Origin of the sequence: Streptomyces pseudovenezuelae, from assembly GCF_029892565.1 — a bacterium.
GTDB classification, from domain to species: Bacteria; Actinomycetota; Actinomycetes; order Streptomycetales; family Streptomycetaceae; genus Streptomyces; species Streptomyces pseudovenezuelae_A.
This window is the reverse complement of record NZ_JARXVH010000001.1, coordinates 945,452-957,191: the sequence shown is the minus strand read 5'-3', so window position 1 is coordinate 957,191 and position 11,740 is coordinate 945,452. Positions and strand designations below refer to the sequence as shown.

Below are 11,740 nucleotides of genomic sequence, written 5' to 3'. Positions count from 1 at the left end.
CACAGCGATGAGCCGCACGTCCCCCCACCAGCACCTCCCCAGCACCGAGTTGAGCCGCCGCGGTCTCCTGAAGACCGCCGGTGGCCTCACCGCCGCCCTCACCCTCGGCGGCGCCACGGTGGCCACCGCCGCGCACGCGGCCCCGGCGACCTTCACCCACCCCGGCATGCTGCACAACGCCGGTGACATCAACCGAGCCAAGGTCAGGGTCGCGGCGGGAACCGACCCCTGGCTGTCCGGCTGGAACAGGCTGACCGCCAACTCCCACTCCCAGTCCACCTGGACCAACCGGGCCACGGCCACGATCATCCGTGGCGGCACCGGACAGAACTACAGCCTGCTCTACAACGACATCGCCGCCGCCTACCAGAACGCCCTGCGCTGGCGGGTCGGCGGCACCGAGGCCAACGCGGCCTGCGCCGCCAGGATCCTCAACGCCTGGTCGACGACGCTCACTTCGATCGGCGGCAACGCCGACCGCTTCCTCGCCTCCGGCCTCTACGGCTGGCAGTTCGCCAACGCCTGCGAACTGATGCGCGGCTACGGCGACTTCGACCTCGCCGCCGCCCAGGAGATGATGGCGAACGTCTTCTACCCGCTCAACAACAGCTTCCTGACCAACCACAACGACGCCTGCATCACCAACTACTGGGCCAACTGGGACCTGTGCAACATGGCCTCGATCCTGGCCATCGGGATCCTCAACGAGGACAGCGCCAAGTACGACCAGGCCGTCACGTACTTCAAGTCGGGGGCGGGCAACGGCTCCATCGCGCACGCGGTGCCGTACCTGTACACCGACTCCGACGGCTACGCGCTGGGCCAGTGGCAGGAGTCCGGCCGCGACCAGGGCCACACCGTCATGGGCATGGGCCAGATGGGCGCGATCTGCGAGATGGCCTGGAACCAGGGCGACGACCTCTACTCGTACGACAGCCGTCGCTTCATGAAGGCCGCCCAGTACGTCGCGAAGTACAACAGCGGCACCGACGTGCCCTTCACCACCTACACCTGGGGCACCGGGCAGAGCTGCGCCCAGTCGTCCCAGACGATGGTCTCCTCGGCCTCGCGCGGGCAGATCCGGCCCGTGTGGGCGATGCTCCACTTCCACTACAACCGGCGCATCAGCCTCGACGACAAGTACATCTCGGCCATGTACTACAACCTCGTCGCCCCCGAGGGCGGGGGAGGCGACTACGGCTCCGACAGCGGCGGCTACGACCAGCTCGGCTTCGGCACGCTGATGTACGCCAAGTAGCGACCTGTACGCAGACAGGCCGCTTGTACGCCAAGTAGCCCTCTGGCCGCGCTCTGCGCCGGAATACCGGAGCGATCTGTGGTGCTCTGTTGTTCACGGTGCGGTAGCGCGGTGAGAGGGCTGGTGGGCAGATGACAGCAGTCAGGGCAGGAGTGCAGGCGGACCCCGTGGTGAGCACGCCGTACGGGGCCGTGCGCGGCCGGTACGAGCACGGGATCGCGGTGTTCCGGGGCATCCCCTACGCGGCGCCCCCGTTCGGCGCCCGCCGGTTCAGGCCGCCCGTGCCGCCCGAGCCCTGGGACGGGGTGCGGGACGCGGGTTCCTTCGGGTCGACGCCGCCGAAACCGCCGTACTCCGAAGCCTTCGCGCAGCTGCTCGCCGATCCCGTCGTGCCGGGCGACGACTGCCTGAACCTCAACGTCTGGACCCCCGAGCCGGGCCCCGGCGCGCGCCTCCCGGTGCTGGTGTGGCTGCACGGTGGCGCCCTGACCAGGGGATCCTCGGCCGTGCCCGTGTACGACGGGCAGACCTTCGCCCGGGACGGCGTGGTCTTCGTGTCGGTGAACTACCGACTGGGCGTGGAGGGCTACGGACTGTTCCCGGACGCCCCCGCCAACCCCGGCCTGCGCGACCAGCTGGCCGCGCTGGAGTGGGTGCACCGGACGATCGGCGCGTTCGGCGGCGACCCGGGCCGGATCACCCTCGCCGGACAGTCGGCCGGAGCGATCAGCATCGGCGCCCTGCTGGCCGCCCCGCAGGCGCGCGGGCTGATGCGGCGGGCGGTCCTGCAGAGCGGGCCGCCCGAGGCGTTCGACCGGGACAAGGTACGGCGCATGGTGCGCCGGATGGCCACCCGGCTGAAGATCCCCGCCACCGCCGCGGCCTTCGCCGAGGTCGACCGCGAGCTGCTGCTGCGCGTCCAGGCCGACGTCGGCCGGCTCAGCAGCCCGGTGCTCGGCGGCCCCACCTTCGGGATCGTCGTCGACGGCGACCTCGTCCCGCGCGACCCCCTGGAGGCGCTCGTCGACGGCGACGCCTCGACGGACGTCGACCTGATGCTGGGCTGGACCAGCGACGAGTACCGCCTCTGGCTGGTCCCCGGCGGGCTCCTGGAGCGCGTCGACCGGCTCGGCACGGTCGCCCTGGCCGGGGCCATGGCCCGCTGCCGCTGCGGTCACGAGGTGCCGCGCGGCTACCGCGCCCTGCACCCGGAGGCCGGCACCGCCGAGATCGTCGGCCAGCTGGTCACCGACCACCTGCTGCGCCTCCCGCTGCACCGCCTGGCCGACGCCCGCCCCGACCGCTCCTACGTCTACGAGTTCGCCTGGCCCTCCAACCTGCCCGACCTCGGCTCGTGCCACGGCCTGGAGCTGGGCTTCGTCTTCGACACCGGGGACGTGCCCGAGTCCCGCAGGCTGGCCGGCGAGGGCGCCCCGCAGGAGCTGGCCGACGCCATGCACGGCGCGTGGGTGCGGTTCGCGACCGACGGCGACCCCGGCTGGCAGCGCTGGGACGACTCGCACCCGGTGCGGATCTTCGACGGGGGCGAGCCGCACATCGCTCACGGCCCGCGCGACGCCGAGTTCGCCCTGTGGGCGGCCGACCTCACTCCCGCGGAATCCACACCCGCATCGGTCCCGGCCGCCGGTTCGCCCACACGTGGTACGGAACTGCGGTCAGTGGTACGACGTCTGCGCCTCCCCGGCTCCGTCCGTCGGCCGTGACCACGGTGACCCCACCCAGCAACTCCGGCTCGTGCCGGACGGTCAGGTGGGCGTCGTGGGGGAGGGTGAGCTCCTCGAACGGGACGCCGGCCCGCTGGTCCTCGCCCTCCAGGCAGTGCACCAGCGGGCCGTGCTCGATCGCGACACAGCCGCGTACGCCGTCCACGCGCGGGTCGGGCCTGGTCAGCCGGGGGCTCAGGTCCAGGTCGACGGTGAGCGAGTCCCCGGGGTGCCAGCGCCGGCGCAGCCGCAGCCAGCCCGGCACCGTCTCGGCGGGCGAGTCCCCGTCCGGGGCGGTCGCCGTGAAGTCCGGACACCAGGACGGGATGCGCAGCGACAGCGTCCAGTCGGCGTCGGCGGGCGCCGCCTCGACGGTCACCGCGATCCGGCCCCGCCACGGATAGTCGGTCTCCACCCGGACCCGGCCGCCGCCGGCCTCGTACACGCCCGTCGCGTACTGGTGCAGCTGCAGGCCCTCGGCGTCGCCGCTCACCATGTAGTGAGGGAGCGAGGCGAGCAGCCGCATCACGTTGGGCGGGCAGCAGGCGCAGCGGAACCAGGGCGTGCGGCGGACCGAGTCGTCGCCGCCGAACTCCTCGTGCGCCTCCCGGACTTGGAGCGGATTGACGTACAACCAGCTGTCTCCGTCGAGGCCCACGCCGGACAGGAAGCCGTTGAACAGCGTCCGCTCGACCAGGTCCGAGTACTTCGCGTCGCCGGTCAGCAGCGCCATCCGCCACGACCACTGGACGGAGGCGATCGCGGCGCAGGTCTCGGCGTAGGCGCGGTCCGGGGGCAGTTCGTACGGGTTGCCGAAGGACTCCCAGTCATAGCGCGCGCCGAGCCCGCCGGTGAGGTAGGTCTTGGTGCCCGCCATCGCGGCCCAGATCCGCTCCAGCGCGGCCCGCAGCCCCGCGTCCCCGGTCTCCACCGCCAGATCGGTCGCGCCGGCCAGCAGATACAACTGCCGTACGGCATGACCGGTGACCGTCGTCGCCTCGCGCACCGGGATGTGGTCCTGCCAGTAGCCGGCGCCCGGGTCCCGGCCGGCGCCCTCGCTCAACAGGCCCTGTCCGCGCCGCTCGACGAAGTACGCGGCCAGGTCCAGCCAGCGCTGCTCCTCGGTCTCCCGGTACAGCTCCATCAGCGCGGTCTCGATCTCGGGGTGACCGCACACGCCGTCGATCGCCCGGTCCTGGCCGAAGAGCGTGTCGATGAGCACGGCGAACCGCACGCCGATGGCGAGGAGTTCGTACTGCCCGGTGGCCCGGTGGTGCGCCACGGCCGCCTGGAGGAGATGACCCGCGCAGTACAACTCGTGGCCCCAGCGCAGGTCTTGCCAGCGCTGTTCGGGCCGGGCGAGCCGGTAGTACGTCTGCAGATAGCCGTCGGCCTCCTGGGCGCCGGCCAGCAGAGCGATCAACTCGTCGACGTGTGAGGCCAGTTCGGTGCCCCCCTCACCTTCGCCTTCGCCTTCGCCGTCGTCCTCGGGCCGGTCGGCGAGTTGCCAGGACGCGGCCTCCAGCCACTTGTGCACGTCCGAGTCCTGGAACGGGTAGTCGCCGGTGAAGGTGCCCTTGCCGTCGGCGGCGGCCCGGAGGTTGGCGAGATTCCCGGCCGCCTCCAGCCGTGCCGGGCCCTGCGGGATGCTCACCTCGGCGTTGGTGCGGCGCCGCGCGGCCCAGAAACCGCCCGTGATCCGCGCCGCGGAGGCCGGGCGCAGGGCGGTGTACGCGCGGCCGGTGGGACGGATCGGGCCAGTGCTCATACTGGGCGCTCCGGGATGAGAAACCGTTTTCCGACGGCGTGAGCTTAGGAAACGGGGCCGATGCGGACAAGAGGGCGGCCGCTTCCGGGGAACCGCCTGCTTCCGCCCGCTACCGCTCCTTGGGCGGGGCCACCGAGTCGCGGACCACCACATGCGTCCCCAGCAGCAGGTGCTCGTCCGGGGCTTCCGGGGTGCGCCCCAGGACCGTGCGGACGGCCAGGCGGCCCAGCTCCTCGTAAGGGACGTGGACCGTGGTCAGGGCGGGGTACAGATCGCGGGCGAACGGGATGTCGTCGTAGCCGGCGAGCGAGACATCGCCCGGCACGTCCAGACCCCCCTCACGCAGGGCGGTCAGCGCGCCGGACGCCACCATGTCGGTGGCGGCGATCACGGCCGTGAACTCCAGACCCTGCTTGAGGGCCCCGCGCATCAGACGGTGGCCCGAGTCGCGGGTGAAGTCGCCGTGCAGGAGCAGCGCCGGGTCCGGCTCCACCCCGCGGGCGCTGTGCGCGGCGAGATAGCCGCGCTCACGGCCCTGGGCGGTGGTGTGGTCCGGCTTGCCGCCGAGGAACAGGATCCGTCGGTGGCCCTGCGCGAGGACATGGGCGACCAGGGCGTAGGCGCCGCCCTCGTTGTCGTACTCGATGACCGTCACCGGCGCGCCGGGCCCCAGCGACGGGCGCCCGCACAGAACGAGACGGGAGCCGGCCGACGCGAGCGAGTCGGCGATACGACGGGTGCGCTCGCGGTATTCGGCGGTGTCGGCGGCGCCGCCCACCAGGATCACCGCGGCGGCACGCTGGGCCCGCATCATCTCGACGAACTCCAGCTCCTGCCGCACGTCGCCCTCCGTGCCGTGCACCAGGCACAGATGGCCGAGCCGCGTCGCCTCGCGCTCCACGCCGTACGCCATGTGCGCGAACGACGGCCCGGTGATCTCCTCCAGCACGAACGCCAGCGTGGGCGTGCCGACCCCGGCGACCGCCTTGGCGCGCGCGTCGGCGACGTAGTCGAGATCCCGGACCGCCCGCGTCACGCGCGCGCGGGTCGCCGAACTGACCGGGTACACCCCGCCGAGCACCCGTGACACCGTCGACGCGGACACCCCCGCGCGGGCGGCCACATCCCGGATCGTGTTGCGCCCGACGTCCTCGCTCTTCCTGGTCATCCTTGCCCGCCCCTCTCCCCGTCCCTGTCGCCCACTCCGCGGGAACTGCGGCAACAAAGGGGGCAACCGGTTTCGGGTGCGGAGGCTAGCAGGGGGTGGGGGTGGTGACAGGAGGCCGGAGGCAGGTGAGAGGAGCGGGGCGGGGGAGCGCGGGGGCGGGACCGGCGGGCGGGCGGTCGTTTACGCCCCCTGCCGGCACCCTCCAGGCGGTCGGCTACGCGCCCGCCAGCACCTTCCTGATCCCCGCGATCCCCTCCGGTCCCACCCGGCAGCATCCCCCGATCAACCGGGCGCCGGCGTCCCGCCAGCCGGTGACCTGCTCCGGCGCGAACGTGGCGCGGCCGTTCCAGGCGCGGGCCTCGGCGTCCCAGGTCTCGCCGCTGTTGGGATAGACGACGACGGGCTTGCCGGTGACGCGGGCGGCCGTCACGACCGCGTTGTCGACGTCCTCGGGGGCACAGCAGTTGACGCCGACCGCGATCACCTCGTCGGCGTCGGCGGCCAGGGCGAACGCCTCCTCAAGGGGCTGACCTGCGCGCGTGCGGTCGCCGGCGATCGAGTACGACAGCCAGACGGGTACGTCGAAATCGCGCACCGCCCCGAGCAGCGCCTCGGCCTCGACGGTGTCCGGGATCGTCTCCAGGGCCAGCACGTCCGGCCCGACGGCGGCCAGCGCCTCGATGCGGGGCCGGTGGAAGTCGGCGAGCTCGGCCACGCTCAGCCCGTACTGCCCCCGGTACTCGGAGCCGTCCGCGAGCATCGCGCCGTACGGGCCGACCGAGGCCGCCACGTAGAGGGGCCGGTCGACACCCCGCCGCCACGCCTCCGTCGCCGCGTCCAGGGCCAACTCCACGCTGAGGCTGATGAGTTCGGACGCCTTGTCGTGCTTGATCCGGCGCCGCGCGAAGCCCTCGAAGGTGGCCTGGTAGCTGGCGGTGATCGCCACGTCCGCGCCCGCCTCGAAGTAGGCGAGGTGCGCCTCGGTGATCGCCTCGGGCGAGTCGGCCAGCAGCCGGGCCGACCACAGTTCGTCGCTCAGGTCGTGCCCGGCGGACCTCAGCTGGTTGGACATGCCGCCGTCGAGCACGAGCGGTCCGGCCGCGAGCGAGTCGCCGAACGAGCGGGAGAGATGGGCGGGCGGGAACGGGGTGTCGCTGGTCATGCCAGAACGCTAGTCGAAGGGGCGCGTGAGGGCGGAGTATGTCCGATGCGTGAACGAATCGCCCAGCATGTGGGATACCCGGAACATAGGCTTGGGGGATGCCCGACACCGCGCTCCCCGCCGACGAGTCCGAGGCACGCGAGATCCTCGGCCCGGCCGAGCCCGCCTTCGAACCCCTGGTCCACAACCCGAGGAACGGCGTCACCGGAGGCGTGTGGCGGGTTGCGGCCGGCGACCGCACGGCCGTCCTGAAGGTGCTCACCCGCAGCAAGAAGGCCACCGGTCGCTGGGCCGCCACCGAGGACCCCCGGCACTGGAACTACTGGCGGCGCGAGGCGTACGTCTACGAATCCGGCCTCGCGCAGTCCTGGCAGCCGTACGGCATCCGCGCCCCCCGACTCCTCGCCAGCGTCGAACGGCCCGACGGGGACGTCGCGTTGTGGCTGGAGGACGTGCACGGCGAGCAGGCCACGGCCTGGCCGATCACCCGGCACGTCGAGCACGCCAGCCGCATGGGCGCCGCCCAAGGAGCCACCCGGAGTGCCGAGTCGGCGGACGACCGGCCCTGGCTGTCCCGCCGCTTCCTGCGCGAGTACGTCGGCAGCAACACCCTCGGCCAAGAGCTCCTCGACGCCGACGAGGCCTGGCGACAGCCCCTGATCCGCGACCACTTCCCGCCCGGGCTGCGCCACGACATGGTCCGCCTGCACCACGACCGCGAGTGGTTCCTGCAGATCATGGAGACCCTGCCCCGGGCCCTCTCGCACCTCGACCAGTGGCCCGCCAACGTCCGCGCCGACGGTCCCGACAGCGTGCTCCTCGACTGGGCGTTCACCGGCGACGGGGCCCTGGGCGAGGACCTCGGCAACTACCTGCCCGACTCGGTCTTCGACCTCTTCGTCCCCGTCGCCCGCCTCCCCGAATACGCGGCAGAGGCGTACCAGGCCTACCTCCACGGCCTGCGGCAGAGCGGCTGGAGGGGCGACGAAGCCCTCGTACGCCTCGCCGTCCGCGCCTCGGCCGTGAAGTACGACTGGCTCACCGCACTGATGCTGGCCCGGGCCGGCGAGGAGCAGCTGGACTACGGCGGTGGGAGGACCGTGTCCGCCGAACTCCGTTACCGGGAGCGAGGGTTGACCCTCGCCTTCCTCGCCGGGTGGGCGACGGAGGCGCGTGCGCTGGCACCACGGCTGGGGTTCCCGGAGGCGCCGAGCGGCAGCGACTAGCGCAGGCATCAGGGGGCAGCGATCAGCGCAGGGGTCGGGGCAGCGATCAGCGCCCGTGCGACGCGTGGCGACCGCCCCGGCGGCGGCCCCCGCGCCGCACGGCCGGTATCGCGAGTCCGACGAGCAGGCCGACCGCGAGGACGTAGGGCCACCAACCGAGCCTGGCGCTAGCGGTGTTGGCGGTGTGGAGGTCGGCGGTGGTGGTCGGGGTGCCGGACGCCGTGTCGGGGTGGTTCGCCGCAGGTGTGGGGCTCGCCGTGGTCGCGGTGAGGACGACGTCGTTGCCGTCGCCGCCCTTGTAGCTGATCCGGTAGGTCGTGTCGGCGAGCTTCAGGCGGGCGCCCTCCTTGAGGCCCTTGAAGGCGCCGGTGGTCTTCGCCTTGCCGGTGTGCTCCAGGACGGTGATCCTGCGGGCGGGCGCGGTACCGGCGGCCGAGAGGTCGAGGTCGCCGGCCAGTCGGACGGCCCCGCTCACCCTCAACGGCTTTTCCCCGAGGACCAGTTCGCCCTTCGCGCCCTGCGTGTAGTCGCCGGAGACGGTGACCCCGCCCACGACCACACCGTCGTTGGTGACCGCCCCCTTCACCGTGCCCTTGCCGCTCAGGGTGGTCGCCACCCGCAGCCCGGCCGGCCCCGCGTCCAGCCGCGAGCCCGCCGACGTGAGCCGAACCGCCGTGCTACGGGCCAGAGTTGCTCCGTCGCGCAGCGCCAGCGTGCCCTTGGTGACCGTCGTCTTCCCGCTGTACGTCACCGCGCTGCCCGTCAGCGTGGTCGTCGCGGCGCCCGACTGGACGAGCGAGCCGGAGCCGCCGATCCGGGACAGAGAGACGGGAGTCGACGCGTTCCGTACGACGAGCGTCCCGTCGTTCACCACCCGGCGCCGGTCCGTCCCCGTCATCAGGGAGCCGTCGCCCTGGGCCGAGGTCCCGAGCCCCAGCCGGAGTGTCGCCCCCTTCTCGATGGTGGTCGAGCCGTCGTAGTACTGCTTCGCCGCGAAGGTCACGTCGTTCCCGCGCGTCCCCGCGATGACGACGTCCCCGGCGCCGGGCGCGGCCAGCGTGTCGTGGTACCGGCCGCCGCCGATCGGCGCGCCCAGCGTGACCGGGCCGTCGTAGTCGAAGGTCAGCTTGGAGCGGCGACCGCTCGCCTCGTGCAGGTTGATGTAGACGGTGTCCTTCGTGCCCGGCATGAAGATCTCGTGCGTCGTGCCGTCGCCCCAGCGCACGTCCGCGCCCTCGATGTTGGTGCCGCGCTTGTTCAACTGGTGGGCGATCGCACGCCAGTTGAGGTCCGGGTCGCTGAGCGAGGGGTTCGTGTCGCCGCCCCGGTCGCTGTAGCTGTACTGACCGGTGAGCACGACCTTGCTGCCGGGCCGGCTGTGGACGTTGACGTCACTGCCGTACTCGCGCTGGTAGAAGTTCTGCCGCAGGGTGATCGTCTGGTACAGCGGGGTGTCGATGATCCAGGACCCCTGGTTGAGGATCGCGCGGGCGTCGGGCAGCGCCACCGCGTACTCGGGGCGGCCGACCGCCATGCCGGTGCCGTTGTCGATCACCCCTGAGAACGGGTGGGTTCCGGCGAGGTCGAGGGTGCCCCACATGTTGCGCGGCTGGGTGACCAGGCCCGAGCCGCTGATGGTGCCGATGTTGAAGGTGCGGGTCAGCGACAGCCGCAGGGTCCCGTCGACCCGGACGTTGAGCTGGTTCAGCTGGTAGCCCGGGGTGTTGTACGGGAAGTGTCCGAGCAGGCCGGTGCCGCCGCCCGTGCCGTACTGGAGGGTCGCCCCGCGCTGGACCGTGATCGCGGGCGGGTCCGGGTTGGTCACCGTGGTGTACGGGTGGTTGCCGCCCTGCGTCTTCACGACCTGCCGCTGCCGTGCCTTGGGGAGCGTGAAGTCGCTGTCCTTGGTGAGGACCAGCGTTCCGCTCCCGCGCACGGTGAGCGTGCCCTCGCCGCGCAGGACACCGTCGTACGTCGTCGTCCCGGACGGCACGGTGACCACCGTGTCGCCGGTGAGGGAGACGTCCCGGTCGGCCAGGACGTCGGCGGTCACGTCCCGGGGGCCGGCCGCCGCGGCCGGGGGAGCGGTGGCGAGGAGGGCGGCGACCGCGGTGAGGGCGCTGGCGGTTGCTGCTGTCGTGTGGATATGGCTGCGCACGGGGTGGAGACGGGCTGAGGCATGCCGGGATAACAGAAATTCCGCATCAGGCGGCATCAGCCGGCGTCAGATGGAAAGCGCTCTCTCTTTGTCTCGTCGGACCCGTTGACCTCGTGGTGACACGCCCTTACCTTTTCGGCGTTCGAAGCCGTTCGTAATGACAGATGGTGTTCGCCATCTCGAACGTTTCCGAGAGGCAGCCGTATGAGCCGCAATGACGACCTGCCCCATGCCCCCAGCCGAAGGCTGATGCTGAAGGGGGCCGCCCTGGCCGCGGGCGCCCTCGCCATCACCCCGACCTCGGCGACCGCGTCCCCGAAAGCAGCCCCGTTCGTGAACCCGCTCGTCCGTCGGCGTGCCGACCCCCACATCCACCGGCACGCCGACGGCCACTACTACTTCACCGCCACCGTCCCGGAGTACGACCGCATCGTCCTGCGCCGCTCCCGCACCCTCAACGGCCTTGCCACCGCCGCCGAGTCGGTGATCTGGACCAAGCACGCCACCGGCGTGATGGGCGCCCACATCTGGGCGCCGGAGATCCACCGCATCGGCGGCAAGTGGTACGTCTACTTCGCCTCCGCGCCCGCCGAGAGCATCTGGGACATCCGCATCTGGGTCCTGGAGAACGCCAACGCCGATCCGTTCCAGGGCACTTGGGAGGAGAAGGGCCGGCTGAGGACGGCCTGGGAGACCTTCTCCCTGGACGCCACCACCTTCACCCACCGAGGCACCCGCTATCTCGCCTGGGCCCAGCACGAACCCGACATGGACAACAACACCGCCCTGTGGCTGTCGAAGATGGCGAATCCGTGGACCCTGACGGGCCCTCAAATACGCCTGTCCACACCCGAGTACGACTGGGAGTGCATCGGCTACAAGGTCAACGAGGGCCCGGCCGTCATCGCCCGCCAGGGTCGGCTCTTCATGTCGTACTCGGCCAGCGCCACCGACTGGCACTACTGCATGGGCCTGTTGAGCGTCGACGCGAACGCCGACCTGATGGACCCCGCGAACTGGTCCAAGTCGCCGACCCCCGTGTTCACCAGCAACGACACCACCCGGCAGTACGGCCCCGGCCACAACTGCTTCACGGTCGCCGAGGACGGCCGCAGCGACGTCCTCGTCTACCACGCCCGCCAGTACAAGGAGATCACCGGCGACCCCCTGAACGACCCCAACCGCCATACCCGGATCCAGCGCCTCGGCTGGTACCCGGACGGCACCCCCGACTTCGGCGTCCCCGTGGCCGACACGGTGAAGGAGAGTGTGTGAG

General features: G+C 71.9%; 8 protein-coding genes. 4 read left to right on the top strand and 4 right to left on the bottom strand.

Annotation, left to right across the window (positions count from 1 at the left end; all coding sequences use genetic code 11):
- Positions 1–7 precede the first annotated feature (7 nt).
- Together M2283_RS04220 and M2283_RS04215 are read left to right on the top strand one after the other, a co-directional pair.
- The gene (locus tag M2283_RS04220; RefSeq protein WP_280874573.1) at positions 8–1,258 is read left to right on the top strand and encodes an alginate lyase family protein; all 1,251 of its coding nucleotides are present in this window, start codon (positions 8–10) and stop codon (positions 1,256–1,258) included.
- 131 nt (positions 1,259–1,389) lie between these two features.
- A complete protein-coding gene (locus M2283_RS04215; protein WP_280874572.1) occupies positions 1,390–2,982 on the top strand; it encodes a carboxylesterase/lipase family protein in 1,593 nt (530 codons plus the stop codon).
- Here the strand turns inward: M2283_RS04215 and M2283_RS04210 are convergent.
- From M2283_RS04210 to mmuM, 3 genes are all read right to left on the bottom strand, one after another.
- A complete protein-coding gene (locus tag M2283_RS04210; protein ID WP_280874571.1) occupies positions 2,864–4,750 on the bottom strand; it encodes a glycoside hydrolase family 127 protein in 1,887 nt (628 codons plus the stop codon). The genes M2283_RS04215 and M2283_RS04210 overlap by 119 nt on opposite strands.
- A 109-nt stretch (positions 4,751–4,859) precedes the next feature.
- Positions 4,860–5,918, bottom strand: a complete 1,059-nt coding sequence (locus tag M2283_RS04205) for a LacI family DNA-binding transcriptional regulator (protein ID WP_280874570.1) — start codon at positions 5,916–5,918, stop codon at positions 4,860–4,862.
- Positions 5,919–6,132: 214 nt separating this feature from the next.
- Positions 6,133–7,080 carry a homocysteine S-methyltransferase gene (mmuM, locus tag M2283_RS04200; RefSeq protein ID WP_280874569.1) on the bottom strand — a complete coding sequence of 316 codons (948 nt, stop codon included), beginning with the start codon at positions 7,078–7,080 and terminating at the stop codon, positions 6,133–6,135.
- 98 nt (positions 7,081–7,178) lie between these two features.
- On the opposite strand from mmuM, the gene M2283_RS04195 reads away from it, so the two are divergent.
- Positions 7,179–8,306 (top strand): aminoglycoside phosphotransferase, encoded by a 1,128-nt coding sequence (locus tag M2283_RS04195; RefSeq protein ID WP_280874568.1) that lies wholly within the window; start codon positions 7,179–7,181, stop codon positions 8,304–8,306.
- Positions 8,307–8,352: 46 nt separating this feature from the next.
- Here M2283_RS04195 and M2283_RS04190 read toward each other — a convergent pair whose 3' ends face one another.
- The gene (locus M2283_RS04190; RefSeq protein WP_280874567.1) at positions 8,353–10,464 is read right to left on the bottom strand and encodes an autotransporter; all 2,112 of its coding nucleotides are present in this window, start codon (positions 10,462–10,464) and stop codon (positions 8,353–8,355) included.
- A gap of 204 nt (positions 10,465–10,668) precedes the next feature.
- Between M2283_RS04190 and M2283_RS04185 the strand changes: the two genes are divergently transcribed.
- A complete protein-coding gene (locus tag M2283_RS04185) occupies positions 10,669–11,739 on the top strand; it encodes a glycoside hydrolase family 43 protein (RefSeq protein ID WP_280874566.1) in 1,071 nt (356 codons plus the stop codon).
- Position 11,740 lies beyond the last annotated feature (1 nt).